Annotated in this window: 24 protein-coding genes; 11 read left to right on the plus strand and 13 right to left on the minus strand. The window is 71.3% G+C overall.

Features of this window, described 5'->3' with window-relative positions; translation table 11 throughout:
- The first annotated feature begins 53 nt into the window (after positions 1-53).
- Positions 54-1,697, plus strand: a complete 1,644-nt coding sequence (locus ACFVYR_RS09040; protein WP_384252718.1) for an alpha/beta hydrolase — start codon at positions 54-56, stop codon at positions 1,695-1,697.
- Positions 1,698-1,754: 57 nt separating this feature from the next.
- Here the strand turns inward: ACFVYR_RS09040 and ACFVYR_RS09045 are convergent, their stop codons facing one another.
- Together ACFVYR_RS09045 and ACFVYR_RS09050 are read right to left on the minus strand one after the other, a co-directional pair.
- A complete protein-coding gene (locus tag ACFVYR_RS09045; RefSeq protein ID WP_384253014.1) occupies positions 1,755-2,786 on the minus strand; it encodes an NAD-dependent epimerase/dehydratase family protein in 1,032 nt (343 codons plus the stop codon).
- A 72-nt stretch (positions 2,787-2,858) separates the two neighbouring features.
- Positions 2,859-3,593: a lysophospholipid acyltransferase family protein gene (locus tag ACFVYR_RS09050; RefSeq protein ID WP_384252716.1), complete on the minus strand. Its 735-nt coding sequence runs from the start codon at positions 3,591-3,593 to the stop codon at positions 2,859-2,861.
- 273 nt (positions 3,594-3,866) lie between these two features.
- On the opposite strand from ACFVYR_RS09050, the gene ACFVYR_RS09055 reads away from it, so the two are divergent.
- Complete coding sequence (locus tag ACFVYR_RS09055) at positions 3,867-4,256, plus strand: SSI family serine proteinase inhibitor (RefSeq protein WP_384252713.1); 390 nt, start codon at positions 3,867-3,869, stop codon at positions 4,254-4,256.
- A gap of 24 nt (positions 4,257-4,280) precedes the next feature.
- Here the strand turns inward: ACFVYR_RS09055 and ACFVYR_RS09060 are convergent, their stop codons facing one another.
- The 5 genes from ACFVYR_RS09060 to ACFVYR_RS09080 form a co-directional block, all read right to left on the minus strand.
- Positions 4,281-4,442 carry a hypothetical protein gene (locus ACFVYR_RS09060; protein ID WP_384252711.1) on the minus strand — a complete coding sequence of 54 codons (162 nt, stop codon included), beginning with the start codon at positions 4,440-4,442 and terminating at the stop codon, positions 4,281-4,283.
- A gap of 87 nt (positions 4,443-4,529) precedes the next feature.
- Positions 4,530-5,480, minus strand: coding sequence for a cytochrome c oxidase assembly protein (locus ACFVYR_RS09065; RefSeq protein ID WP_384252708.1), 951 nt, complete (start codon positions 5,478-5,480; stop codon positions 4,530-4,532).
- A 108-nt stretch (positions 5,481-5,588) separates the two neighbouring features.
- The gene (locus ACFVYR_RS09070; RefSeq protein ID WP_384252706.1) at positions 5,589-6,614 is read right to left on the minus strand and encodes a 6-phosphofructokinase; all 1,026 of its coding nucleotides are present in this window, start codon (positions 6,612-6,614) and stop codon (positions 5,589-5,591) included.
- Positions 6,615-6,782: 168 nt separating this feature from the next.
- A complete protein-coding gene (locus ACFVYR_RS09075; RefSeq protein ID WP_384252703.1) occupies positions 6,783-7,511 on the minus strand; it encodes a type 1 glutamine amidotransferase in 729 nt (242 codons plus the stop codon).
- 23 nt (positions 7,512-7,534) lie between these two features.
- A complete protein-coding gene (locus tag ACFVYR_RS09080) occupies positions 7,535-8,773 on the minus strand; it encodes a MurT ligase domain-containing protein (RefSeq protein ID WP_384252701.1) in 1,239 nt (412 codons plus the stop codon).
- Positions 8,774-8,924: 151 nt separating this feature from the next.
- On the opposite strand from ACFVYR_RS09080, the gene def reads away from it, so the two are divergent.
- A complete protein-coding gene (gene def / locus ACFVYR_RS09085) occupies positions 8,925-9,482 on the plus strand; it encodes a peptide deformylase (protein WP_384252699.1) in 558 nt (185 codons plus the stop codon).
- Between the two features lie 5 nt (positions 9,483-9,487).
- Here def and ACFVYR_RS09090 read toward each other — a convergent pair whose 3' ends face one another.
- Positions 9,488-10,132, minus strand: coding sequence for a TetR family transcriptional regulator (locus tag ACFVYR_RS09090; protein WP_384252696.1), 645 nt, complete (start codon positions 10,130-10,132; stop codon positions 9,488-9,490).
- A 164-nt stretch (positions 10,133-10,296) separates the two neighbouring features.
- Between ACFVYR_RS09090 and ACFVYR_RS09095 the strand changes: the two genes are divergently transcribed.
- The 4 genes from ACFVYR_RS09095 (at position 10,297) to ACFVYR_RS09110 (ending at position 14,125) form a co-directional block, all read left to right on the plus strand.
- On the plus strand, positions 10,297-11,523 hold the full coding sequence (locus tag ACFVYR_RS09095; protein WP_384252693.1) for an acyl-CoA dehydrogenase family protein: 1,227 nt from the start codon (positions 10,297-10,299) through the stop codon (positions 11,521-11,523).
- A 97-nt stretch (positions 11,524-11,620) separates the two neighbouring features.
- Positions 11,621-12,064, plus strand: a complete 444-nt coding sequence (locus tag ACFVYR_RS09100; RefSeq protein WP_384252691.1) for a MarR family winged helix-turn-helix transcriptional regulator — start codon at positions 11,621-11,623, stop codon at positions 12,062-12,064.
- 140 nt (positions 12,065-12,204) lie between these two features.
- Positions 12,205-13,596, plus strand: a complete 1,392-nt coding sequence (locus tag ACFVYR_RS09105; protein WP_384253012.1) for an MFS transporter — start codon at positions 12,205-12,207, stop codon at positions 13,594-13,596.
- Positions 13,577-14,125 carry an isochorismatase family protein gene (locus ACFVYR_RS09110; RefSeq protein WP_384252689.1) on the plus strand — a complete coding sequence of 183 codons (549 nt, stop codon included), beginning with the start codon at positions 13,577-13,579 and terminating at the stop codon, positions 14,123-14,125. The genes ACFVYR_RS09105 and ACFVYR_RS09110 overlap by 20 nt, the downstream gene beginning before the upstream one ends.
- Positions 14,126-14,163: 38 nt before the next feature.
- Here the strand turns inward: ACFVYR_RS09110 and ACFVYR_RS09115 are convergent, their stop codons facing one another.
- From ACFVYR_RS09115 to ACFVYR_RS09130, 4 genes are all read right to left on the minus strand, one after another.
- Positions 14,164-14,952, minus strand: a complete 789-nt coding sequence (locus ACFVYR_RS09115; protein WP_384252686.1) for a GNAT family N-acetyltransferase — start codon at positions 14,950-14,952, stop codon at positions 14,164-14,166.
- 93 nt (positions 14,953-15,045) lie between these two features.
- On the minus strand, positions 15,046-16,092 hold the full coding sequence (locus ACFVYR_RS09120) for a PhlD (RefSeq protein ID WP_384252684.1): 1,047 nt from the start codon (positions 16,090-16,092) through the stop codon (positions 15,046-15,048).
- 201 nt (positions 16,093-16,293) lie between these two features.
- Positions 16,294-17,115: a helix-turn-helix domain-containing protein gene (locus ACFVYR_RS09125; protein WP_384252682.1), complete on the minus strand. Its 822-nt coding sequence runs from the start codon at positions 17,113-17,115 to the stop codon at positions 16,294-16,296.
- A 433-nt stretch (positions 17,116-17,548) separates the two neighbouring features.
- Positions 17,549-18,436: a Gfo/Idh/MocA family protein gene (locus tag ACFVYR_RS09130; RefSeq protein ID WP_384252680.1), complete on the minus strand. Its 888-nt coding sequence runs from the start codon at positions 18,434-18,436 to the stop codon at positions 17,549-17,551.
- Between the two features lie 224 nt (positions 18,437-18,660).
- Here ACFVYR_RS09130 and ACFVYR_RS09135 point away from each other — a divergent pair, with 224 nt between their 5' ends.
- Positions 18,661-20,142 carry an MFS transporter gene (locus ACFVYR_RS09135; RefSeq protein ID WP_384252678.1) on the plus strand — a complete coding sequence of 494 codons (1,482 nt, stop codon included), beginning with the start codon at positions 18,661-18,663 and terminating at the stop codon, positions 20,140-20,142.
- Positions 20,143-20,144: 2 nt separating this feature from the next.
- The gene (locus ACFVYR_RS09140) at positions 20,145-20,774 is read left to right on the plus strand and encodes a TetR family transcriptional regulator (RefSeq protein WP_384252676.1); all 630 of its coding nucleotides are present in this window, start codon (positions 20,145-20,147) and stop codon (positions 20,772-20,774) included.
- Here the strand turns inward: ACFVYR_RS09140 and ACFVYR_RS09145 are convergent.
- Complete coding sequence (locus ACFVYR_RS09145; RefSeq protein ID WP_384252674.1) at positions 20,725-21,669, minus strand: DMT family transporter; 945 nt, start codon at positions 21,667-21,669, stop codon at positions 20,725-20,727. The two genes, ACFVYR_RS09140 and ACFVYR_RS09145, sit on opposite strands and share 50 nt — an antisense overlap.
- 218 nt (positions 21,670-21,887) lie before the next feature.
- On the opposite strand from ACFVYR_RS09145, the gene ACFVYR_RS09150 reads away from it, so the two are divergent.
- Positions 21,888-22,463 (plus strand): TetR/AcrR family transcriptional regulator, encoded by a 576-nt coding sequence (locus ACFVYR_RS09150; protein ID WP_384253010.1) that lies wholly within the window; start codon positions 21,888-21,890, stop codon positions 22,461-22,463.
- Positions 22,464-22,703: 240 nt separating this feature from the next.
- The gene (asnB, locus tag ACFVYR_RS09155; RefSeq protein ID WP_384252671.1) at positions 22,704-24,545 is read left to right on the plus strand and encodes an asparagine synthase (glutamine-hydrolyzing); all 1,842 of its coding nucleotides are present in this window, start codon (positions 22,704-22,706) and stop codon (positions 24,543-24,545) included.
- The last annotated feature ends 1 nt before the right edge of the window (position 24,546 follow it).

Consider the following 24,546-nt stretch of genomic DNA (forward strand, 5'->3'; position numbering starts at 1 on the left):
CGCACCCCCGCAAGCGCAAGGATCCCTCGTACTGATCGAATCTGCTCGAATCGATGTACGGGAGGCCCCACTTGCGAAGGACCCCAGGGACCAGACGGACGGCGGTGCTCGGATCTGCGGGTGCCCTCGTCACGGTGACGCTCATAGCCGGTGCCGTCGCGGCTCCCACGGCGAACGCCGATGCCAAGGCGGGCGCGCAGAGCGCCGCCGCCTCCCGCTCCGGGAAGGACCGTGAGGCCCGCGGTGCCGCTCTCGCCGCCCAGCGCGCCGCGCGGGCCGGCATCGACTGGCGGGACTGCCCCGCCGACTGGGGCCTGGAGAAGCCCATCCAGTGCGGATGGGTGACCGTACCCCTCGACTACGCCAAGCCGAACGGCAAGAAGATCAAGCTCGCAGTCGACCGCATCGGCAACACCGGTGGGAAGAGCGAGCGGCAGGGCGCCCTCGTCTACAACCCGGGCGGCCCCGGCGGCTCAGGCCTGCGCTTCCCGCGCCGCGTGACCACCAAGAACGAGCTGTGGAAGAAGACCGCGAAGGCGTACGACTTCGTCGGCTTCGAGCCCCGCGGCGTCGGCCACTCCGCGCCCGTGTCCTGTGTGGACCCGCAGGAGTTCGTCAAGGCGCCGAAGCTCGACCCGGTCCCCGACAGCGAGGCCGACAAGCGTGCCCAGCGCAAGCTCGCCGCCGAGTACGCGGACGGCTGCCAGGAGCGCAGCGGCCACCTCCTGCCGCACATGACGACGCCCAACACCGCCCGCGACCTGGACGTGATCCGCGCCGCGCTCGGCGAGAAGAAGCTGAACTTCCTCGGCGTCTCCTACGGCACCTACCTCGGCGCCGTCTACAGCACCCTCTTCCCCGCCCATGTGCGCCGCATGGTCTTCGACTCCGTGGTGAACCCCTCGACGGACAAGATCTGGTACGAGGTCAACCTCGACCAGGACGTGGCCTTCGAGAAGCGCCTGGTCGACTGGATGACGTGGGTCGCGAAGAACGACACCGCCTTCCACCTCGGCACGACGTACGGCGAAGTCCGCGCCCAGTGGGACAAGCTGCGGGCCACCGCGAAGAAGCAGCCCCTGGACGGCGTGGTCGGCCCCGCCGAGCTGCAGACGTACTTCCAGAGCGCGCCCTACTACGACTCCTCCTGGGTCGAGATCGCCACGAACTGGAGCAAGTACGTCGCCGGGGACCCGAAGCCCCTCATCCAGGCGGCCGCTCCCGACATGGCCGACAAGGCGGGCAACGCCGCCTCGGAGAACAGCAACGCCGTCTACACGGCCGTCGAGTGCGCGGACGCCAAGTGGCCGCGCAGCTGGCAGAAGTGGGACCGCGACAACACCCGCATCCACAAGTCGAGCCCCTTCATGACCTGGGGCAACGCCTGGATGAACCTGCCTTGCGCGACCTGGTCGAGCAAGCAGCAGCGCCCGCTGGAGGTCGGCACCCACAAGGGGCTGCCGAAGACGCTGATCGTCCAGTCCACCCGTGACGCGGCCACGCCGTACCCCGGCGCCGTCGAACTGCACAAGCGTCTCAAGGGCTCCCGCCTGGTCACGGAGAAGGGATCCGGCTCGCACGGCGTCACCGGTCTCATCAATCCGTGCGTCAACAAGCGCGTCGACAGCTACCTGTTGACCGGCAAGGTGGACGCCTCGGACGTGACGTGCGGACCGCACGCGGTGCCGAAGCCGTAACGACGACGGGGAGGCCGCCATCGGGTGATCCCGGTGGCGGCCGTCCGTCTGTGGGCCTCAGGAATTCCGGCCCGCGAGCCAGGCGTCCTCCGCCGCGTAGTCGAAGAGGTCGACCGAGGGGCCGTAGTTCGCGGCCATCTTCGGGAACGCCTCGCGCCAGTCGCGGCCCTCCAGCCGCCGAGCCAGCCAGTGCACGGTTTCCTCCAGCGAATCCTCGTACGTGGTCACCGCGCGGTACCCCAATTCCCGCTCCGCCGCCGACATGTCGTACACCACCGGGTGCGCCGTGGACCAAGGCGTCACGCCGACGTTCGGGGCCGGAGCCTCGCCCGGCACCGTCACCGTCCCGCTCTCGAACCCCATCACCGAATCGATCGCCGCGCCGATCTCCGCCACCGTGGGAGCCCCCGGATCGCCCGCGTTCAGCAGCCGGGAGCCGGGGCGTGCGCCGGCCAGCCGGATGAGCTCCGCGAGGTTGTGGACGCTCACCGGGTGGAAGCGGCTGAGCCCTCCGTGCGTGAGCACGCGAGTGCGCCGTCCGTCCAGGTTCCGCTTCACGAAGTACAGCTCGCGCGGCGCGCCGCAGTACGGCCCGTGGATCGCACCGGCGCGCAGAAGGGTCACCGGCAGCCGCTCGCCGAGCGCGAGCAGCTCGCGCTCCAGCTCGATCTTGCGGGTGCCGTACGTCGAGTCGCCGGGCGCCACCGTCCGCTGGCTCTCCGGGATCGGCACGGGGTACCGAGGGAAGCCGTCGGGCTCGTCCTGGGTGTCGAAGCTGCGGCCCTTCTCGTCCTCGTACACCGCGCCGCTCGAGACCACCACCGCCGACCCGATCCGGTCGGCGAGACCGGCGTACTGCCGGGCGTGCGCGGCGGTGAACGCCACCATGTCGACCACGAGGTCCATGCCCTCGCCGAGCGCGTCGGCCAGCGCCGCGTCGTCCTCCCGGTCCAGGCGTACGGCCCGTACATCCTCCGGCCACCGCTCGTCCCTGCCCGCTCCCCGCGACGCCGCCGTCACCGCCCAGCCGTCCTCGGCGAGCGCCCGCACCGCCACCCGCCCGATCTGTCCCGTCGCACCGATCACCATTGCCTTCTTCATGATCGGACCGTATGTCCCGGCAGGCGGCCGAGGGGAGGGAATCTGCTCCTGGCAGAGGCGTCAGCTCAGCGGCATTCTCGGGAACTTCCGCTGCTCCCTGCTGCTCGCCTCGGCCCGCTCCGCCTCCTCGGCCTTCACGACCGCCGCGTACCTGTCGACGTACTCCTGGCCGGAGAGCCCGAGGATCGCGTACATGATCTCGTCGGTGACGGCCCGCAGGACCGCCTTCTCGTTGTCCATGCCGACGTAACGGGAGAAGTCGAGAGGTGCCCCGAAGCGGATCGTCACGCGCTTGAGGTTCGGCACCTTCTGGCCGGGCGGCTGCGCCTCGAACGTGCCGATCATGGCGCACGGGACCACCGGCACCTGAGCCTTGAGCGCCATCGCCGCGACGCCGACCTTCCCCTTGTACAGCCGTCCGTCGTGCGAGCGGGTGCCCTCCGGGTAGATGCCGAGCAGCTCACCCTTGCGCAGCACGCCGAGGCCTTCGCGGATCGCGGCCCGGCCCGCCTCCTTGCCGGACCGGTCGACGGGGATCTGCCCGGCGCTGCGGAAGAACACGGCGGTCAGCCGGCCCTTGATGCCGGGCCCCGTGAAGTACTCGGCCTTCGCGAGGAAGGTGATACGGCGCTTGATGATCGCAGGCATCAAGAAGTGGTCGGAGAACGACAGGTGGTTGCCCGCGACGATCGCCGCGCCGTTGTCCGGCACATGTTCCAATCCCTCGATCCTGGGCCGGAACATCAGCCGGAGCAGCGGGCCGAGGATCACATGCTTGAGCAGTAGGTAGAACATGACTGCAGCCTTCCCCCTGGTCCAGGTGCCGACGCACAGTAGCCAATCGACAGCGCGGATGCGAGAGCCCGTTCGGGCCCTTGCGTGCCGCCTTGCGGGGGACCGGCCGGCGCGGCGCCTGGACGCGTGGTGGGGGCGACGGATGCCGTGGGCTGTGCCCGGCGTCCCGACGCCACCGCACCCGCGTCCCCGAACGCCATCGAATCCCGCGTCCCGACGCCACCGAACGTCACCGCCACCGTCGCTCTCCGACGTCACACTCCGGAGGTCCCCATGCGCCCGTTCCGTCTCACGGCCGCCGCCCTGATCACCCTCGGCGCGGCCCTGCCGGCCCATGCCGCGCAAGAAGCGCCCACCCCGGACCGAGGGCTCCTCCTCACCGTCTCGGGCGACGAGAACACCTGGGTCCGCGGCGTGCTGCTGCGCTGTGCACCCGACCCTTCCGGGCATCATCCGCGGGCGGCCGAGGCGTGTGCGGCGATCGCTCAGGCGCGGGGGGACTTCGATGCGCTGGCGAAGGACCCGCACGCGTGTACGAAGGAGTTCGAGCCGGTCACGGCGACCGCCACCGGCACCTACCGGGGCCGGACGGTCGGCTGGCACAAGACGTACCCGAACGCCTGCGCCCTGGACGCCGACACCGGTCACGTCTTCCGCTTCTGACCGGTACCGGGCGTCGCGAGGTCCTCAGGGCGTGCCGCGCGACAGGACCATGGCCAGCGTGAGCAGGCCGACCACGACCCAGCCGAACCACAGCCAGCCGTTGCTTCCGAGCGCCGCCGTGTAGGCGGTCACCATGACCAGGCCCCCGATGGTGAACCCACCCATGGTCTTCGTGGAACTGGGCATCGCTCAGCCTCCTCCCGGCAGCCTGCGGCGACGGTGCGCCCAGACCGCGGTCCAAAGACCATCGTCACCCGGGAGGACCTTCTCGCGCTAGCGTCCGCGAGCCGCCAGTGAGGCCAGATAGGCGTTGTACTCCTCGAGCTCCTTGTCGCCGTTCCGGTCCGCGGCACGGTCCTTGCGCCGTGCCTCACGGTCCTCAGAGCGCCGCCACTGGAAGAGCAGGGCCACCAGGACCACCACGGACGGGATCTCGCTGAAGGCCCAGGCGATGCCGCCCGCCGCCTCCTGGTCGGAGAGGGCGTCGATGCCCAGGGAGGCGGGCGGATGCATGTAGGTGCCGATCATCGGCTGCGTCGCCATCATCAGCGCGATGCCGAAGAACGCGTGGAACGGCATGCCCGCGAACAGCTCCAGCATCCGGAAGATGTGGCCGGGCCGGTGCGGTCCCGGGTCGACGCCCATGATCGGCCAGAAGAAGACCAGGCCGACGGCGAGGAAGTGCACCATCATCCCGATGTGGCCCGCCTTGGAGCTCATCAAGGTGTCGAAGAGCGGCGTGAAGTAGAGCGCGTACAGGCTCGCGATGAAGAGCGGGATGGTGAACGCGGGGTGCGTGATGATCTTGACGTACCGGCTCTGCAGCAGCCAGAGGAGCCACTCGCGCGGACCCTTGCTGCCGCGCGCCGCCACCGGCAGCGCCCGCAGCGCCAGCGTGATCGGCGCGCCGAGCAGCAGCAGGATCGGCGACAGCATGCTGATCACCATGTGCTGGGACATGTGCACGCTGAACATGACCATGCCGTAGTCGTTGAGCTTGGTGCACATGACGAGCAGCACGGTCAGGATGCCGATCACGAACGAGACCGTGCGGCCCGCAGGCCACTTGTCGCCGCGTCGCACGAGCCGCGCCACGCCCCAGCCGTACAGGGCGAGGGCCACCAGGCAGCTGATGAGGAAGAAGGGGTCGGTGGAGAGTTCCAGGCCTCGCCCCAGCGTGAACGGCGGCAGATCCATGTTCATGCCGTGCCCGCTGTGATCCATCCAGTGGCTCCTGATTCGTGCGGATTGTGCGACGTGTGTCGGCACCAGAGTAGAACTGCCCCCGGCCGTTGACACGACCGGGGGCGAGTAGTGCGCGGGACGGCCTGGCTAGAGCACGCACTCCGCCTCGGCGTAGCGCTCCTCGGGGACGGTCTTCAGCGTCTCGACCGCCTCCGCGAGCGGCACCATGGTGATGTCCGTGCCGCGCAGCGCCGTCATCATGCCGAACTCGCCGCGGTGCACCGCCTCCACCGCGTGCCAGCCGAAGCGGGTCGCGAGCACGCGGTCGTACGCGGTGGGGGTGCCGCCGCGCTGGACGTGGCCGAGGATGACCGGCCGGGCCTCCTTGCCGAGGCGGTGCTCCAGTTCGAGGGACAGCTGCCGGGCGATGCCCGCGAACCGCTCGTGGCCGTAGATGTCCTTGGCGCCCTCGTCGAACTCCATGGAGCCCTCCCGGGGCTTGGCGCCCTCGGCGGCCACGACGATGGCGAACTTCTTGCCCGCGGAGAAGCGTTCGCCGACCTTCTTCGCCAGCTCCTCGATGTCGAAGGGGCGCTCAGGGACGACGATGGCGTGCGCGCCGGCTGCCATGCCCGAGTGCAGGGCGATCCAGCCGGTGTGCCGGCCCATGACCTCCACGATCAGGACGCGCTGGTGCGATTCCGCGGTCGTCTTGAGGCGGTCCAGGGCCTCGGTGGCGACGCCGACGGCCGTGTCGAAGCCGAAGGTGACGTCGGTGACGGCGATGTCGTTGTCGATGGTCTTGGGCACGCCCACGATGGGCAGGCCCGCGTCGGAGAGGAGCCGGGCCGCCTTCAGCGTGCCCTCGCCGCCGATCGGGATGATCGCGTCGAGGCCGAGTTCGGCGACGTGGCCCTTGGCGCGCTCCACGCCGTCACGCAGGTGGGCGGGTTGTACGCGGGAGGAGCCGAGGATCGTTCCGCCGCGGGCGAGGATGCCGCCCACCGCGTCGAGGTCCAGCTTGCGGTAGTCGCATTCCAGGAGGCCTTTCCAGCCGTCGTGGAAGCCGATGACCTCGTCGCCGTGGTCCGCCACCGCGCGGTGCACGACGGAACGGATGACGGCGTTCAGGCCGGGGCAGTCGCCGCCGGAGGTCAGGACACCAATGCGCATTGCACGGAATACCTTTGCAACGTGGGTCGATGACCGGACCACGTCGTCCGGCTGGATCCCCGCCACCCTATAGGCGCCGGGGGGCGGGGCCGCATCAGGCGTCCGAGGGCTGGACGGCCCCGCTCACATGTGCGGGCGGGGCGTCAGCCGGGCTCTGGGCCGGGGCGTTTACGCGGGCTGCTGGGCGGCGGCGATGCGCTCGTTGCGCAGCGCCTCGTACCACCGGTCATCCGTGGGCGGCAGCGCGTTCACATCGAGGGCCAGCTTCAGGAGCAGGTCCGCGATGAGCGGGTTGCGGGCGAGGACGGGGCCGTGCATGTACGTACCGAAGACGGTGCCGTTGTACGCGCCCTCGGTGCCGTCGCCCGTGCCGTTGCCCCGGCCGAGCGTGACGCGCGCCAGCGGTCGCGCGGAAGGGCCGATGTGCGTGATGCCCTGGTGGTTCTCGAAGCCGGTCAGCGGGGGCAGGCCCAGCTGCGGGTCGATGTCGCCGAGCACGTCACCGACGCACCGGTCGCCCTCGCCGCGGGTGGAGACCACGTCGAGCAGGCCGAGGCCCGGCTCGCGCTGGCCGAGGTCGTTGATGAACTCGTTGCCGAGGATCTGGTAGCCGGCGCAGACCGAGAAGACGATCGCGCCGTTGCCCACCGCCCGCTGCAGTCCGCCGTCGCGGCGCAGCCGCTCGGCCGCCAGGCGCTGGGGGCGGTCCTCACCGCCACCGATCAGGTAGATGTCGCCGGAGGTGGGTACCGGCTGGTCGCTGCGCACGTCGTAGCGCTCGACCTGGAGGCCGCGCTGGCGCGCCCGGCGCTCCACGACCAGGGCGTTGCCCTGGTCTCCGTACGTGCTCAGCAGGTCGGGGTAGATCCACACCAGCCGCAGGCTGTTGTCGCTCATGCTCATGTCCTTATCCGGGCGGGTCAGTTGCCGACGCGGCGGCGCAGGTCCTGGAAGGCGGTGTAGTTCGCGATGGTCTCGATACGTCCCGGCGGGGCGAGCTGCACCGCTTCGTCGAGGCTCTCGCAGACCCGGAAGTCGAGGTTCGCGACCTCCAGACGCACGGCCAGGTCCAGCTTGCGGTCGCCCAGCACGAAGATCGGGTGACCGGCGAGGCGGGTGTAGTCGACGTCCCAGAGCCAGGAGGTGTCCGTGCCGTCCGCGCCGCGCGCGTTCACGGAGAGGATCACCGGGGTCGGCGGCGGGTCGATCAGCGAGAACGTCTCGAGCCAGCCCGCGGGGTTCTTCGCGAGCAGCAGACGCAGATCGCGGCCCTGGAACTGCACGACGTCGTAGCGTCCGGCGACGGCCTGCACCTGGTACATGCGTTCAAGGGCGACCTGGGGCGGCACGCCGAAGACGGCGGCCACGGCGGCCGAGGAGGCAGCGTTGGCCTTGTTCGCCCGGCCGGGCAGCTGGAGGTGGATCGGCCAGGCCGAGCCGTGCGGGTCGAGGACGTGGTCGCCGGAGAGCACCCAGCTGGGCGCCGGGCGGCGGAAACCGCACTCGCCGCAGAACCAGTCGTCGCCGGGGCGCTGCATGACGCCACCGCAGGACGGGCACGACCAGGCGTCGTCCTTCCACTCCTGGCCCGCCGCCACCCACACCACGTTCGGCGAGGAGGAGGCCGCCCAGACGACCAGCGGGTCGTCGGCGTTGGCGATGACCACGGCCTTGGAGCCGGCCAGGCCCTCGCGCCAGTGCTCGGCGAGCATGCGGGTCTCGGCGGCGCGGTCGAGCTGGTCGCGCGAGAGGTTCAGCAGCGCGATCGCCTTCGGGTCGACGTCACGGGCGACGCCCGCGAGGTACTTCTCGTCGACCTCGATCACACCGAACCGTGCGTCGGAGCCGCCGGCGAGGGCCGAGGTGATTCCGGCGGGCATGTTCGCACCGAGCGCGTTCGAGACGACCGGGCCGCTGGCCCGCAGCGCCTCGGCGATCAGGCGCGTGGTGGTCGTCTTGCCGTTGGTGGCCGACACGAGGACGACGTCCAGGTGTGTGGCGAGCCGTCCGAGCAGTTCGGGGTCGAGCTTAAGCGCGACCTTGCCGCCGATCACCGATCCGCTGCCGCGGCCCGCTGCGCGTGACACCGCCGCGGCCGCCTTGCCCGCCGTCACGGCCAGCTTGGCCCGCGGCGACAGCGGGTCCGTGTTGCCTGACATCTGTCGAGATCCTCCTTGCGTACGGCGCCGCGCCTGCCCCCGGCATCGATTCGCTGCTCAGCCTATCGAGATCCACTGGCAAGCCCGAATCACGGCACCACCTCGGCACCTCCCGATGCCGCTCCGTCCCTTGGACCGTACTCTTGCCGCCATGCGACACGGCACGATCCCGGGCGCCTCGGGGCGCGTACGACCTCTGACCCTGCTCGGCGACCCCGTGCTGCACGCGGTGTGCGAGGACGTCACCGACTTCGGCCCCGAACTGGCGGCCCTCATCGAGGACATGTTCGCGACGATGTACGCCGCGCGGGGGGTGGGACTCGCCGCGAACCAGATCGGGGTGGGCCGACGGTTGTTCGTCTACGACTGCGAGGACGACGACGATGTCCGCCACCTCGGGCATGTGGTGAATCCGACGCTCGTCGAGGTGGACGGCGTGACGGTGCGCGGTCCGGAGGGCTGTCTGTCGCTGCCCGGCCTTGAGGCGGGGACGCCGCGCTTCGACCACGCCGTGGTCGAAGGTGTCGACATGCGCGGGGAGCCCGTGCGGGTGCACGGCACGGGCTGGTTCGCGCGCTGCCTCCAGCACGAGTACGACCACTTGGACGGCGGCGTCTACACCGACCGCCTCACCGGCTGGCGGCGCCGCAGGGTGCTGCGGGCCGCCGCCAGGGCCTCCTGGAACTCCGAGGCCCGCGGGAACTCCTGAGGCTCTCAGAACCCGGGGCCGCCCACCCGGTTGCCCGCCGCCGCGAGCCGTCCCCAGAGCAGATCGGCGAGGCTGCGCACCAACTGCGCGCGCGGGCAGGGGCGTTCGCCGAGCCACCAGTCGCCGGCGGCGTGCATCATGCCGACGATGCCGTGCCCCCAGACGCGGGCGAGCTCGGCGCTCTCCGGACCGAGGTCGACGCGCTCCTCGATGACCTCGGCGAGCTCCTCGCCGAGCCGGCGCAGCAGGGGAGCGGAGTGCAGGCCGACGTCGAAGCCCTGCTCCCCGGGCGAGGGGGCCTCCGACGGGTGCATGAGGAAGCGGTAGACCTGGGGGCGTGCCTCGATCGCCGCGAGGTAGGTGTCGAGCGTGGCCTCGACGCGCTCCCTGCGCTCGGCGGGGGCATCGAGCGCGGCGCGCAGGGCTTCGAGGAGCGCGTCGGTGTGCCGCTTGGCGAGCGCGGCGTACAGGCCGCCCTTGTCGCCGAAGTGGCGGTAGAGGATCGGCTTGGTGATGCCCGCCTCGGCGGCGATGGCGTTCATGGAGGCGCCGGGGCCGTCGCGGAGCACGACCCGGTCCGCGGCCTCGAGCAGTTCGCGCCGTCGGCGCTCCGCGGACCGCTGTTGATCGGTCCGCTGCGTGGTCTCCATCGTTTCTCCCCGCCCGTGCTGAATCGGTGACGCACGCGCAACGTAACACCCGCCGACCGGCCCGCATCGAACGGGCTGCCGGGAGTTGACAGGGGCTACTGGCCGGTAACAGACTGCTGTTACCGCAAGTAACGTCGCAGTTGATCGCAGGTCCTGGAGGGGTCATGGCCGAGTTCACCATGGAGCTCAACGACGAACAGAAGGAGGTCCGGGACTGGCTCCACGGGTTCGCCGCCGATGTGATCCGCCCCGCGGCCGCCGAGTGGGACGAGCGCGAGGAGACCCCGTGGCCCATCATCCAGGAAGCGGCGAAGCTGGGAATCTATTCACTCGATTTCTACGCACAGCAGTTCTTCGACCCCACGGGACTCGGCATCCCGATGGCCACCGAGGAGATCTTCTGGGGTGACGCGGGCATCGGCCTGTCCATCATGGGCACGGGTCTGGCCGCCGTCGGCGTGCTCGCGAACGGCACCGAGGAGCAGATCGGTACGTGGATCCCGCAGATGTACGGCGACGTGAACGACGTCAAGGTCGCCGCCTTCTGCTCCTCGGAGCCCGACGCCGGATCGGATGTGGCGGCCATGCGGACCCGTGCCGTCTACGACGAGGCCAAGGACGAGTGGGTCCTCAACGGCACGAAGACCTGGGCGACCAACGGCGGCATAGCCAACGTCCACGTCGTCGTGGCGGTCGTCGACCCCGAGCTCGGCTCCAAGGGTCACGCGTCCTTCATCGTCCCGCCGGCCACCCCGGGCCTGTCCCAGGGGCAGAAGTTCAAGAAGCACGGCATCCGCGCCTCGCACACCGCCGAGGTCGTCCTTGAGGACGTGCGGGTGCCGGGCCACTGTCTGCTCGGCGGCAAGGAGAAGCTGGACGAGCGCCTCGCCCGCGCCCGGGAGCGCGCGAGGACCGGCGGCGAGCGCGTCAAGAACGCCGCGATGGCCACCTTCGAGGCATCGCGCCCCGCGGTCGGCGCCATGGCCGTGGGCACGGCCCGCGCCGCGTACGAGGAGGCGCTGGAGTACGCCAAGACGCGTACGCAGTTCGGCCGCCCGATCATCGACAACCAGGGCGTCGCCTTCCAGCTCGCCGATATGCGCACCCAGATCGACGCGGCCCGCCTCCTGGTGTGGCGCGCCTCGTGGATGGCGAGCACCGGCAAGAAGTTCGAGTCGGCCGAGGGCTCCATGTCGAAGCTGTACGCGAGCGAGGTCGCCAAGAAGGTCACCGCGCAGGCGGTGCAGATCCTCGGCGGCAACGGCTTCACTCGCGAGTACCCGGTGGAGCGCATGCACCGCGACGCCGCGATCTACACGATCTTCGAGGGCACGAGCGAGATCCAGCGCCTGGTCATCGCGCGCACCCTGTCGGGGATGCCGATCCGGTAACCGGCCGCGCCGCCTCTGGGGGAGGGGAGGGGCTGAGATGACGAGGAATCGACAGGCGAGCTTGCAAGTTTGCCTGTCGACCTCGTACCGTCGAGGCATGAGCGGACACCTCGATGACCCCACGCCGGAGCAAGTCGCCGCCGACCTCACGAACGTCGTCGGACGGTTCGTGCGACGGCTGCGCGGAGCGTCCCCCGGGAGCGGCCTCAGTCCCTCGCAGCGTTCCGTGCTCTCCCGCATCGACCGCGAGGGGCCCGTGACCACGGCGGGCCTGGCGCGCGCGGAGCTCGTACGCCCCCAGTCGATGCGGATGACCGTGGGCGCGCTGGAGTCCATGGAGCTGATCGAGCGGGCCCCGGACCCGAACGACGGACGGCAGTCCGTGCTCTTCCTCACCGACAACGGCCGCCGCACCCTCGCCGAAGCGCGGGCCGCCAAACAGGGCTGGCTCTCGCTGGCCGTCGCCGAGGAGCTCGACCCGGCCGAGCGGCGCCAACTCGCCGAAGCGGTCGAGCTGTTGGAACGACTGATGCGCAAGTGAGGGCCACGTCTCGTGCGCGGGCGGAGCACACGGCGGCCACCGAGCACGGGGCCGACGCGGCGGACGAGCGCCCCGGCTTCGGCGCGCGGCTCACCGCACCCCTGCTTCTCGGCTCCCTGCTCAACCCGCTCAACACCACGATGATCTCCACAGGCCTGGTGGCGATCGGTCACGACTTCGGCGTCGGCGCCGCGGACACCGCATGGCTCGTCTCCGCGCTCTACCTCGCCAGCGCCGTCGCCCAGCCCGTCCTCGGCAGGCTCGCCGACAGCGTCGGGCCGCGCCGGGTCTTCCTCGGCGGCCTCCTGGTCGTCGTCGCCTCCGGCCTCGTGGGGGCGCTCGCCCCCGGCTTCGGCTGGCTGCTCGTCTCCCGGCTGTTGCTCGGCATCGGCACGTCGGCCGCGTACCCGGCGGCGATGGCGGTCCTGCGCGGCGAGTCCGCGCGCCTCGGCCGACCCACCCCGCGCACCGTCCTCGGCCGCCTCTCCTTCGCCGCGCTGGGCAGCGCGGCGATCGGGCCGACGCTCGGCGGACTCCTCGTCGCGAGCGCGGGCTGGCGCGGCATCTTCGCCGTCAACGTGCCGGTGGCGCTCCTCGCCTATGCCAGCGCTCTGCGCTGGGTCCCGAAGGACGGCCCGAGGGGCAAGGGCAAGGGCAGTGGTTCGGGGAGCAGCCCGGGCAGCGGCCTCGCCGCCGCGCTCGACCCGCTCGGGATACTGCTCTTCACCGGCGCGCTCAGCTGCCTCGTCGTCTTCCTTCTCGACCTGCGCCACCCGATGTGGTGGCTGCTCGCCCCCACCGTCCTGCTCTCCGCCGTCCTCACCTGGTGGCAGCTGCGCCACCCGCGCCCGTTCATCGACCTGCGCATGCTGGGCGCCAACCCCGCGCTCGCCCGCACGTACCTGCGGCACGGGCTCAGCTACCTCGTCGTGTACTGCGTGATGTACGGCTTCACCCAGTGGCTGGAGGAGGAGCGCGGCTACTCCTCGCTGCACACCGGACTCGTCATGCTGCCGATGTCCCTCGCCGCGCTGGCCTGTTCACTGATCGGGGCGCGCACGAAGGGCATTCGGGCCCCGCTCACCGTCGCCGCGGTGCTCCTGTCCGCGGGCAGCTCGCTGCTGCTCTTCACGACGGGTTCCACGCCGCTCGCCGTACTGCTCCTGGCCGGTGCCTGTTTCGGCATCCCGCAGGGGCTCATGGGCACCGGAAACCAGGCCGCCGTGCAGCAGTACGCGCCCGCCGATGCCATCGGCGCGGCGGCCGGACTCCAGCGCACCGCCCAGTACCTCGGCGCCATCACGGCCTCCGGGCTGATCGGCCTCGCCTACGGGCAGCGGGCCGACGACGGGGGGCTCCACCTGATGGCCGCGGTCGGCGGCGTCCTGGCGCTGGCCCTGATCGTCCTGACCTTCACGGACCGCGCGCTGCGGCCACGCAATCCAGCCGCAGCCACAGCCGACACGACAACAGACAGCACAGCCGCCCCAGGCACAGAAAGGCACAACTCCCATGACTGCCACCGTCCTTGACCCCACCACCGCCCTCGTCCTCGTCGACCTCCAGAAGGGCATCACCGCGCTGCCCACCGTTCACCCCTCGCAGCAGATCGTCGAACGGGCCGCCGCGCTGGCGGACGCCTTCCGCGGGCGCGGGCTCCCCGTGGTCCTTGTGCGGGTGACCGGCGGCGCCCCGGGCCGTACCGAAAGCCCCGCGCGCGGCGGTGACGTACCCGCGGACTGGGCGGAGCTCGTCCCCGAACTCGGGCGCGCGGAGGGTGACATCGTCATCACCAAGCAGCAGTGGGGCGCCTTCTACGGCACCGATCTCGACCTGCGGCTGCGCCGCGGGGGCGTCACCCAGATCGTGCTCGCCGGCATCGCGACGAGCATCGGAGTGGAGTCGACGGCCCGCGCGGCGCACGAGCACGGCTACCACGTCACCGTCGCCGTCGACGCCGTGACCGACATGGACGCCGACGCTCACCGCAACAGCGTGGAGAAGATCTTCCCGAGGCTCGGCGAGACGGACACGGCGGAGGCCATCGCCAAGCTGCTCTGAGCAGCCGCCGCCGCGGGAGGCGGCGGGTGAGGCTCGTCCTACGGCCGGTACACGTAGGGCGTGGTCGTGCAGAGCGTGGCGAAGCCCAGGCGGTCCAGGATGGGGCGGCTGTCGTCCGAGGCGTCGACCTGCAGATAGCGGTAGCCGCGTGCGACGGCGATCCGGGCGCGGTGGTCCACCAGCGCGCGGTAGATGCCCTTGCCGCGCCACCGCGGATCGGTGCCGCCGCCCCAGAGCCCGGCGAAGTCGGTGCCCGGGCGGAACTCCATCCGCGCGCCGCACACCGGCTGCTCCCCGGCCATCACGACGACCGCGACGATCTCGTCGGGCGTCGCGGTGAGCCGGTCGAGCACACGCCGGGCGAGCTGCTCGCTGAGCGCGGCGTCGTCCTCGCCGAAGGCCGCCAGGTGCGCCTGGGCCATGAGGCGCGCGCTCGCGGCGTCCGTCACCGGCAACAGCCGTACACCTTCGGGCAGGTCGGGGCCCGGAGGCAGGGCGTCGGCCTCCGCGACCATGACCGTCTCTGTCGGTTCGGCCTCGAACCCGGCCGCGAGGAGCCGCTCGGCGAGGTCGGCGGGGCGGTCGTAGGAGTGCAGCTTCCACTCGAACTCCCGCCCGGCGTCGGTGTAGTGGCGCACCTGCTCCGCGATCACGGTGTCCGCGGTCGTCGCGTCGATGTCGGCCCACAGCACGCCGTTCCAGGCATGGGCGTCACCGGTCACCCGCACGACACCGCCGGTCCTCTCGACCCGCGCGCCGTCGCCCTCGCCCAGTGCGCCGTGCCGAAGCTGCCGGTCGTACGCGGTCAGTACCGCCTCGTGATCCATGGGGTCACCTCAGCAGGGCGCGGAGGAGGCGGCAACCGGATTTCGCGGGGCCTCCCTGCCGGGTCCCGCCCTTGCGCGGGCGGAACACAGGATCTAAGCGGCGCCCCGCCATCGGCACCGCAGCGCCGTCGCGGCGAAGCCGGGGCCGAAGGCGACGACGGCGCCGTGCGCGCCGTCGTCGGGCGGGTCGGCGTGGGTGCGTTCCAGGACGCGCAGGACGCTGACGCCGCCGAGGTTCCCCTCGTGGCTGAGCGTGTCCGTGGCGTGTCGTGCGGCGTGGTCGTCGAGGTGCAGGGCGCCGGCGGTCTCGGTGATGATGCGGGGGCTTCCGGGGTGGAGCACGGCGAAGTCGAGCCTCTGCGGGCCGAGCCATTCCACGAGGCGGGGCAGTACGTCGGTGACCGCGGCCAGGACCTGCTTCGTGGAGTCGAAGTGGATGCCGTCCGCGGCCATCCGGCCGCGCTGCCGGTCGAGGCTGTCCGGCAGCACGTACTCGAAGGCGTCGTCGATGGCGAGCCCGGCCCCCGTCGGGGTGTCGGTGACGACCGTCGCGGCGGCAGCGTCACCGAACAGCGCCTTGTAGATCATTGACTCGATGGTGGTGTCGCTGTGGTGGTAGATGCCGGAGAGCACTTCGGCGGCGACCACGAGGACCTTGCTGCCCGGCCGCGCAGCGATGAGGTCGGCGGCCCGGGCGAGGGCCAGTGCGCCGCCCGGGCAGGCCACCGTCGCCAGTGCGATGCGGCGCAGGTCGGGACGGAGGCCGAGGCGCGAGACGAGGGCGATGTCGAGGTTCGGGACGGCCCAGCTCGTGGTGTGCGTGGTGACGAGGGCGTCGATGTCCTGTGCGGTGAGCCCCGCCTCGTCCAGGGCCAGGGTCGCGGCGTGCTCGGCCATGGTGAGGGAGTCGGCGAAGGCGGTGCGGACACGCTCGCCGACATCGGCCGTTCCGGCGACGGTGGGGGAGTCGAGGGGCCGTGTGAAGTAGCGGGTCCGCACCCCGCTGTTGCCGATGACGCGGAGGATCGCGCGCAGGCGCGGATGGTCGGGGTGGCGGGCGCTCACGTCGTCGGCGATCTCTGCCGTGGTGACCTTGTGTTCACCGACGACGGTGTGCGGTCTGAGTACGTGAGCAGTCACGGGGCGGCTCCCCATATGTACGCAAAAGGTGGGGTGTGGCCAAACTACTGCACTGTGCCGGGAGTGCCCTGTCGAGAAGACGCCCCTAGGGCGCCGAAGTGTCGAAGGTTTGTGCGAGATCCCCGGGGTGGCTCGCGCGTGCCGCGCCGGCGTCGTACGGGAATGGAGCGGATCGTCCCGCCCGTGGCCGGTCGGGGAGTGTCAGCCGGAGCGGAGGATGGGCACGCGGGCGTGGACGCGCCGCGCGCCGGGGTGGAACACCAGGATCATCAGCCGGGAGCCGGGCGCCGTCAGGGGCTGCGCCGCGCACATGGTGACCCAGCCGGGTCCGTCCAGGGCGTGCATCAGGGGGCGCTCGTCGCCGTCGGAGTGAGGGTGCGAGCTGCCCGTGGTGTAGAGGTCGGCGGCCTCCGGGTCGGCGAGGATCTCCTTCTCGATCTGCCGCAGAATGTCGTCGTCCGGCCTGGTGGCGAGCGCCGCGCGCAGTTGCTGCAGCACCATCGGGGCCCAGGCGTCGCGCCAGTCCATCAGGGTCTCGCGGCCGTGCGGGTCCAGGAGCATCCACCGCAGGGTGTTGGCCGGGACCTTGCCGTTCGGGAACATGTCGGCGAAGGCCGCGTTGTGGGCGAGCATCTCCCAGGACGCGTCCGTCACGTAGGCCATGTGCCCGATTCCGTCGACGGCCTCCTGCCAGACCCCGGGCACCTCCTTGCCGGAGGACAGATGCAGCGGTCCTGGCGGGTCCTGGAGCAGTGCGTAGCGACAGAGGGACACCCACTCCTGTTCGTTGAACCCGAAGAGACGGGCCACGTCGCGGAGCAGTGAGGTCGGCGGGTTGGGGTAGCTGCCGGATTCGAGACGGTGGTACGTCCCGAACGTGCGGTGGAGCAACTGGTCGACCTGGTGCTGGGACAGGCCGGGCGCGCGTCGGCCCTGGCCCGTCGGGCGGGCGAAGCCGTGTGATTCCGGGGCTATGAGGGCGCGTCGTTCGCGGAGCAGAGCGCGGAGCGCCGTCTTGTTCATGGTGGGTAATCCCTCTTGATGCACGCCGAGTTGGAGCGTGATCAGTCTAAATATTCACATCGGCTTTGGTAGTAAACATTGCCCGAAGAAAACGATCAGTCACTCGGGCATGATGGAGCTTGCGGGGTCACCGACCTGCAGGTTTGATCGTCGGACGGCGACCGTGCACAACAGCGGGGCGTCTTGTCCGGGGAGCTTGAGAATGGCTGAAATTCCCCGGCATTGGGTACCCCCTAGGCCTATAGGGCCGACACGGGAAGCGTGTGGGACAACTGTTCGTATTCCGGTCTGCGTGGGCGGAATCCGAGCAGCGCAGGACCACACGGCTCTTCTTCCCGTACCGGTTTCGTAGGGCCACCGGCTGCGGTCGGTGCCGTCACTCGCCATTACGTAGCGGCCACGGTACCGACCGCCCGTGGTTGGTCCCGGGCGATCACGTGGCCGTGACGCACTCCTCCGCCTGTGCCAGGATCTCCGTGACCCGCAGGCCGAACCGCACGTCGCACGGATGCGCCCGGCCACTGTCCGCGCACTCGGCGAGTTCCTCGATCGCCGTCCGGAACGCGTCGCCCGCCTCCTCCCACGGCGGCAGCACGGCCGTCCCGCTCGTACCGCGCAACTCCACCGCCAGCCCCGCGCACTTGACCGGCGCCGTCAGGCTCAGCGCCGCCGTGCTGGACGCCCCGCCGGTGTGGCGCAGGATCAGATGGACCGTGTCCCCGGGGCCGGCCGCAGCTGTCACGGCGCTCACGTCGCCGAGCACGGGCAGGAGCATCGACAGGGCGTGCGGGCCCACGTCCCAGAGCCCGCCCCGGCTCGCGCGCCACGGCGAGGAGAACGCCGCGCCGCCGTCCGGGGCGTAGAACGATCCGTACCAGTCGGCGCGGCCGGTGAACCAGCCGCCCACGGTGGCCTGTTCGGACACCCAGGCCGCGGGTCCCGCGGCGAAGCGCAGCGTGAAGAAGACCACGGACGCGACCCCGGCACGCTCGACCGCCGCCACGAGTTCGCGCGCCCCGTCCACCGTCGTGGCCACCGGCTTGTCGAGAAGCAGATGGCAGCCGGCCGCCGCGGCCCGGGCGGCGAGCGGCGCCTGCACGTCGGGCGGCACCGCGAACGCCACGGCGTCGCTGGCGGCGAACAGTTCGTCCACGTCCGGGTACGCCGTCGTGCCGTGCGCGGCGGCGAGTGCGGCCGCCGCCTCGGGGCGACGGCCCCAGACGCCGCTGAAGTCGACGCCGGAGTGCAGGGCCAGCGCGGGAGCGTGCGTGGCGGAGGCCCAAGGGCCCGTGCCCACCAGGCCGATTCGGAGACGGTTCATGGGCGGCAGTATGACCGAGACGGCCCGACGCAACCCTCCCCGGCGGGCGCCGCCCCGGTCGGTGGGGCGGTTGACGGCCACCTCACGGCGGGCTGCCGGAGTGCGCGTACGACGAAACGCCATCCCGGATACGCAACGCATTCCTGGCCGAATTCCTCGGAGTGAATGGCCATTCACCCGCTATGGTGAATTCGAATTCACCTGAGCCGGCCGGGGGAGATGCCATGGGGGCCGTTCCGATATCGGGTGACGCGAGGGGCCTGCGTGCCCGCCTCGCCGTCCCCGTCCTCGCCTTCGGCGGGATCCTCATGGCCGTCACCCAGACCGTGGTCGTCCCGCTGCTGCCCGACCTGCCCCGGCTGACGGGCAGTTCGGCCGGCGCCGTGTCCTGGCTGGTCACCGCGACACTGCTGTCCGGTGCTGTCCTCACGCCCGTCCTCGGCAGGGCCGGTGACATGTACGGCAAGCGCCGCGTGCTGCTCGTCGCCCTCGCTCTGATGGCCGGCGGCTCGGTGCTCTGCGCGCTCACGTCCGACATCCGGCTGCTCATCGCGGCGCGCGCCCTGCAAGGCGCCTCCGCCGCGGTGGTGCCGCTGTCCATCAGCATCCTGCGCGACATACTTCCGCCGCGGCGCACCGCGTCGGCGGTCGCCCTGATGAGCTCGACGGTCGGCATCGGGGCCGCGCTCGGTCTGCCGCTGGCCGCGCTGATCGTGCAGTACGCCGACTGGCACGCCATGTTCTGGGCGACAGCGGCGCTGAGCACCTGCGGGCTCCTGCTCGCCGGGTGGGCCGTGCGCGAGTCGCCGGTGCGCTCGCCGGGGCGGTTCGACACGTGGGGCGCGCTGGGACTCGCGGCGGGTCTGATCTGCCTGCTGCTCGCGGTGTCGCAGGGCGGCCAGTGGGGGTGGGGGAGCGGCCCGGTCCTCGGTCTTCTCGCGGGGGCGGTCGTCATCCTCTCCGTGTGGTGGCGCCTGCAACTGCGGGCGGAGCAGCCGCTGGTGGACCTGCGCCTGGCCTCCGGGCGACGCGTGGCGCTCCCGCACGTGACGGCCCTGCTGGCCGGATTCGCCTTCTACGCCAACTCGTTGGTGACCGCGCAGCTGGTGCAGGCGCCCGCCGCGAGCGGCTACGGCCTGGAGCTGTCGATCGTGGCGACCGGCCTGTGCCTGCTGCCCAACGGCGTGGTCATGCTGGTCCTCTCGCCGGTTTCGGCCCGTGTCTCGACGGCGCGCGGCCCCAGGGTGACCCTGGCCGCCGGCGCCCTGTTCATCGCGCTCGGCTATGCCGTACGCATCGTGGACAGCCGGGAGTTGTGGGTGATCATGGTGGGCGCCGCGGTGGTGTCGACGGGGACCACGTTCGCGTACTCCGCGCTGCCCACGCTGATCCTGCGGGCGGTGCCGGTCGAGCAGACCGCCTCCGCGAACGGCGTGAACGTCCTGATGCGCACGATCGGGCAGAGCGTCTCCAGTGCGGCCGTCACCGCCGTACTCGTCCGGCACACCTCGGCCGTCCAGGGCCTGCGGGTCCCCACCCTGGGCGGCTACCAGCTGGCCTTCGCGATGGCCGGAACCGTCGCGCTCGTCGCGTGCGCCGTGGCCCTCGCCATACCCTCGGACACGGCCCAGGACGGCGAGCGGACGGCCGCCGGGCCCGGCGGATCCGGCGGGTCCGTCTACAGGGCCACCCTGGAAGGGAGATGACCATGGCGGGAGGGAACGGGACCACGGTGAGCGGGTCACCACGGACGGGCACCGGCGCGGACCCGGAACCGCCGCCACCCGCCGCCCGCAGGGACGCCGAGGCGACCAAGGATGTCATCGTGCGCGCCGCACGCCACCTCCTCGCCCGGCACGCGCACGGTGACATCACCCTCAAGGCGGTCGCCGAACGGGCCGGAGTGAGCGCCCCGCTGATCCTGAAGTACTTCGGCAACAAGGACGCGCTGTTCTCCCGGATCATGTCGTTCGAGGCCGACGCCGACGGCTTCCTCGACGCGCCCCTCGCCGACCTCGGCCACCACATGGTCCACCAGTTGCTCACCGGCCAGGCCGAGCGGGGCGCCGACCCGATTCTGCGGATCGTCTTCGCCCCGCTCCACGGTGAGCAGGGCGACGTCCTGCGCGCCAACTTCCGTACCCAGGTGGCCCAGCGGCTGAGCGAGCGGCTCTCGGGCCCGGACGCGGGGCTGCGGGCCGAGCTCGCCGTGGGGATGCTGCTCGGCCTCGGCGTGATGTACGGCATCGCCCGCGGCCCGCACCTGCGCGGCACGGAGATCGCCGAGATCACCGGCCGGTACGCACCCGCGGTGCAGGCTCTGCTGACGCCCGGGTGACCCGCGCCGCCGACTTGGCGGCAGGGCGCGCACCGGCTCCACGCCGTACGACCGCCACCGCCGCGAGCCCGACCGCAAGGCCCGCCATCGTCTGCGGACCGAAGGGCTCACCGAACATCAGGGCGCCCCACAGAGCCGTCACCGGTGCCATCAGGAACATCAGCGTGTTGACCTGCGTCACCCCGGAGCGCCGCAGGATCAGCCAGTACAGGCCGTAGCCCCCGAACGTGGAGAGCGTCACCAGCCATCCGATCGCCGCCCAGAAGGACGTCTCGGCGGGCGGCGTCGCGGCGCCCGCCACCAGCGCGAGCGTCGTGAAGACCACGGCACTGGTGACGCAGTGCACCGTCAGCGACACCGCGGGGCCGACCGCGCGGGGTGCGCGCCGGTCCAGGAACGTCGCGGCGACCAGCGAGAACATGCCGAGGAACGGCACCAGGTAGGCCCACCACGCGGCGTCGCCACCGCCCGCGAAGTCGGCCGCCGTCACGATGACGACCCCGGTCACTCCGAGACCGAGGCCGACCCATTGCGTGCGGGAGACGTAGTGGCCGAGCAGCGGCCCGGCGAGGGCGCCCGCGACGAGCGGCTGGGTGCCGTCGATCAGCGCGGTCGTACCGCTGGAGACGCCGAGCTGGATGGCGTAGTACACGGTGAGCAGGTAGCCGCTCTGCGACAGCGCTCCCACGGCTGCCTGACGTCCCACGTCGCGCGTGGTCAGGCCCCGCCAGGAGGCCCGGCCCAGCAGCAGGGCGACGAGCCCGAGGACGACGGCGAGCGGCAGGAAGCGCCACATCAGCACGGTCACCGCGGACGCGCTGCCCGCGCCCAGTTTCGCCCCGATGAACCCGGAGCTCCAGGTCAGTACGAAGGCGGTCGACAGCAGGACGTTCATGGATTCCTCCTCGTCAGACAGGCCCGAGGCGGGCGAGCCGGGTAAACAGATCTGTTTACCTGACTTCGTGCCGAGTATACAGATCGGTATACAGGTCGGTATACGGATCGGTCTACTATGGAGGCATGACCGAGAACCGGCATGAGGTCGAGAACGGGCGCGAGCGTGAGAACCGGCGCGGCGCCGGGAGTGGGGCGGTCGCGCCGCGGCGCATCGTCATGACGCCGGGGGCGCGCCGCGCCCTCGACGCCGCGGGGCGGCTCTTCTACGAGCGCGGCATCCACGCCGTCGGCGTGGACCTGATCGCCGCCGAGGCCGGCGTGACGAAGAAGACCCTCTACGACCGCTTCGGCTCCAAGGAACAGATCGTCGTCGAGTACCTCGCCGACCGGGACGAGCGCTGGCGCGCCTTCCTCGCCCCCTACCTGGAGGCGGCCCGCACGCCGGACGGCCGGATCCTCGCCGTCTTCGACGCCCTGCGCGACTGGGCCGAGGGGCGCCTCGCCAAGGGGTGCGGCATGGTCAACGCGCACGCCGAGATCAGCGACCCCGCCCACCCCGCGTACCCGATCATCACGGGTCAGAAGGCCTGGATGCTCGCCCTCTTCACCGGGCTCGCCGAGGAGCTGACGACGCGCGGGGCGGTCCGTCTCGGGCGGACGCTGATGCTGCTGCACGAAGGCGGCCTCGTGGCGCACGGGCTGCGGGTCTTCCCCGGAGCCCTCGGTCAGGCGCGTGCGGACGCGGAGGAACTGCTGCGCGCCGCTGTGGCGCGGGACGCCGAGGATCGTTGACAAGTCTTTGCCCGTGGCCGGAATCTTCCCTTCCGTCGCGGGTGTCGCTCCCGTGTCCGGCGGGGTGACTGGCCCGGTCGCGCGTACGTCGTGTCCTTTCGCCTCGGCAAAGTGCGGCTGAAATGGCCGGGGTGGGCGACATGGCCGCCCGTGCAGGGCCGTTGACCGTATGCGTTCGCGGGCGCACGCTGCAGATGTAGGTGCTAGATACATCTAGTGCGGCAAGCGGAAGGAATGCGCATGTGCGGCATCACCGGCTGGGTCTCCTTCGACCGTGATCTGACGGCCGAGTCCACCACTCTGGACGCCATGACGGAGACGATGTCCTGCCGCGGTCCCGACGACCGCGGCACCTGGACCGGGGGGCCCGCCGGGCTCGGACACCGCCGACTGGCGATCATCGACCTGCCCGGCGGACGCCAGCCCATGACCGTCGAGACACCGACCGGCACTGTCGCCCTCGTCTACTCCGGAGAGACCTACAACTACACCGAACTCCGCCGTGAACTGACCGGCCGCGGCCACCGGTTCACCACCGAGTCGGACACCGAGGTCGTGCTGCGCGGCTACCTCGAATGGGGCGAGGCCCTCGTCGAGCGGCTGAACGGCATGTACGCCTTCGCGATCTGGGACGCCCGCGACGACCGGCTCGTCATGATCCGCGACCGCATGGGCATCAAGCCCTTCTACTACTACGAGACCCCCGACGGCGTCCTCTTCGGCTCCGAGCCCAAGGCGATCCTGGCCAACCCGCTGGCCCGCCGACGTGTCACCCTGGACGGCCTGCGGGAGCTGTTCGCCACGGTCAAGACGCCCGGTCACGCCGTGTGGGACGGCATGCGCGAGGTCGAGCCGGGCACCGTCGTCACCGTCGACCGCTCAGGGCTGCGCCGACACGTCTACTGGACCCTGCGGACGCGGCCGCACACCGACGACCGCGAAGCGTCCGTGGCCAGGGTGCGCGAGCTCCTCGAGGACATCGTGCGCCGCCAGCTCGTCTCGGACGTACCGCGCTGCACGCTGCTCTCCGGTGGCCTCGACTCCTCGGCGATGACGGCGCTCGCCGCGCGGCAACTGGCCGAGGCGGGCGAGACGGTACGCAGCTTCGCCGTCGACTTCGTCGGCCAGGCCGACAACTTCGTCGCCGACGAACTGCGCGGCACGCCCGACACCCCCTACGTGCACGACGTCGCGAAGGCGGCGGGCACCGAGCACCGTGACATCGTCCTGGACTCGGACGCCCTCGCCGACCCGGACGTGCGCGCCAGGATGATCCGCGCGCGGGACATCCCGATGGGCTTCGGCGACATGGACGCCTCCCTCTATCTGCTGTTCCGCGCCATCCGCGAGCACTCCACGGTCGCGCTCTCCGGGGAGTCCGCGGACGAGGTTTTCGGCGGCTACCTGCAGTTCTTCGACGAGACGGCGCGCACGGCCGACACCTTCCCCTGGCTGGTGAAGTTCGCCGACCACTTCGGCGACGACTCCGGCGTCCTGCGCCCCGAGGTGGCGGCCGCGCTCGACCTGCCCGCGTACATCAAGGACAGCTACGCGAGCGCAGTCGCGGGCATCGAGCGACTGGACGGCGAGAGCGACTTCGAGTTCCGGATGCGGAAGATGTCCTATCTGCACCTGACCCGATTCGTACGCATCCTGCTCGACCGCAAGGACCGCGCGAGCATGGCCGTCGGCCTGGAGGTGCGCGTGCCGTTCTGCGACCACCGTCTCGTGGAGTACGTGTACAACGCGCCGTGGTCGCTCAAGTCCTTCGACGGAAGGGAGAAGACCCTGCTGCGCGAGGCGACGGCCGATGTGCTGCCGCGGTCGGTGTACGACCGGGTCAAGAGCCCGTATCCCTCGACGCAGGACCCCAAGTACGCGGTCGCTCTCCAGCGGCACGTGAAGGACCTGCTCGCTCGGCCCGACCACCCGGCCTTCGCGCTCGTGGACAGGGAGCAGGCGGCCCGGGCCGCCGAGCGCGATGCGCCGCAGATCACTCAGGCCTCCCGGCGCGACCTGGAACGGACGCTCGACCTGGCGCTCTGGCTGGACCTCTACGAGCCGGAGATCGTCCTCACCTGAC

The sequence above is a fragment of the Streptomyces sp. NPDC058284 genome (assembly GCF_042881135.1).
In the GTDB taxonomy this organism is placed as follows: Bacteria; Actinomycetota; Actinomycetes; order Streptomycetales; family Streptomycetaceae; genus Streptomyces.

Coding starts and splice junctions, on each gene's coding strand:
- ACFVYR_RS09040 (WP_384252718.1), top strand. CDS start 54: ATGTACGGGAGGCCCCACTTGCGAAGGACCCCAGGGACCAGACGGACG.
- ACFVYR_RS09045 (WP_384253014.1), bottom strand. CDS start 2,786: ATGGTGATCGGTGCGACGGGACAGATCGGGCGGGTGGCGGTGCGGGCG.
- ACFVYR_RS09050 (WP_384252716.1), bottom strand. CDS start 3,593: ATGTTCTACCTACTGCTCAAGCATGTGATCCTCGGCCCGCTGCTCCGG.
- ACFVYR_RS09055 (WP_384252713.1), top strand. CDS start 3,867: ATGCGCCCGTTCCGTCTCACGGCCGCCGCCCTGATCACCCTCGGCGCG.
- ACFVYR_RS09060 (WP_384252711.1), bottom strand. CDS start 4,442: ATGCCCAGTTCCACGAAGACCATGGGTGGGTTCACCATCGGGGGCCTG.
- ACFVYR_RS09065 (WP_384252708.1), bottom strand. CDS start 5,480: ATGGATCACAGCGGGCACGGCATGAACATGGATCTGCCGCCGTTCACG.
- ACFVYR_RS09070 (WP_384252706.1), bottom strand. CDS start 6,614: ATGCGCATTGGTGTCCTGACCTCCGGCGGCGACTGCCCCGGCCTGAAC.
- ACFVYR_RS09075 (WP_384252703.1), bottom strand. CDS start 7,511: ATGAGCGACAACAGCCTGCGGCTGGTGTGGATCTACCCCGACCTGCTG.
- ACFVYR_RS09080 (WP_384252701.1), bottom strand. CDS start 8,773: ATGTCAGGCAACACGGACCCGCTGTCGCCGCGGGCCAAGCTGGCCGTG.
- def (WP_384252699.1), top strand. CDS start 8,925: ATGCGACACGGCACGATCCCGGGCGCCTCGGGGCGCGTACGACCTCTG.
- ACFVYR_RS09090 (WP_384252696.1), bottom strand. CDS start 10,132: ATGGAGACCACGCAGCGGACCGATCAACAGCGGTCCGCGGAGCGCCGA.
- ACFVYR_RS09095 (WP_384252693.1), top strand. CDS start 10,297: ATGGCCGAGTTCACCATGGAGCTCAACGACGAACAGAAGGAGGTCCGG.
- ACFVYR_RS09100 (WP_384252691.1), top strand. CDS start 11,621: ATGAGCGGACACCTCGATGACCCCACGCCGGAGCAAGTCGCCGCCGAC.
- ACFVYR_RS09105 (WP_384253012.1), top strand. CDS start 12,205: ATGATCTCCACAGGCCTGGTGGCGATCGGTCACGACTTCGGCGTCGGC.
- ACFVYR_RS09110 (WP_384252689.1), top strand. CDS start 13,577: ATGACTGCCACCGTCCTTGACCCCACCACCGCCCTCGTCCTCGTCGAC.
- ACFVYR_RS09115 (WP_384252686.1), bottom strand. CDS start 14,952: ATGGATCACGAGGCGGTACTGACCGCGTACGACCGGCAGCTTCGGCAC.
- ACFVYR_RS09125 (WP_384252682.1), bottom strand. CDS start 17,115: ATGAACAAGACGGCGCTCCGCGCTCTGCTCCGCGAACGACGCGCCCTC.
- ACFVYR_RS09130 (WP_384252680.1), bottom strand. CDS start 18,436: ATGAACCGTCTCCGAATCGGCCTGGTGGGCACGGGCCCTTGGGCCTCC.
- ACFVYR_RS09135 (WP_384252678.1), top strand. CDS start 18,661: ATGGGGGCCGTTCCGATATCGGGTGACGCGAGGGGCCTGCGTGCCCGC.
- ACFVYR_RS09140 (WP_384252676.1), top strand. CDS start 20,145: ATGGCGGGAGGGAACGGGACCACGGTGAGCGGGTCACCACGGACGGGC.
- ACFVYR_RS09145 (WP_384252674.1), bottom strand. CDS start 21,669: ATGAACGTCCTGCTGTCGACCGCCTTCGTACTGACCTGGAGCTCCGGG.
- ACFVYR_RS09150 (WP_384253010.1), top strand. CDS start 21,888: ATGACGCCGGGGGCGCGCCGCGCCCTCGACGCCGCGGGGCGGCTCTTC.
- asnB (WP_384252671.1), top strand. CDS start 22,704: ATGTGCGGCATCACCGGCTGGGTCTCCTTCGACCGTGATCTGACGGCC.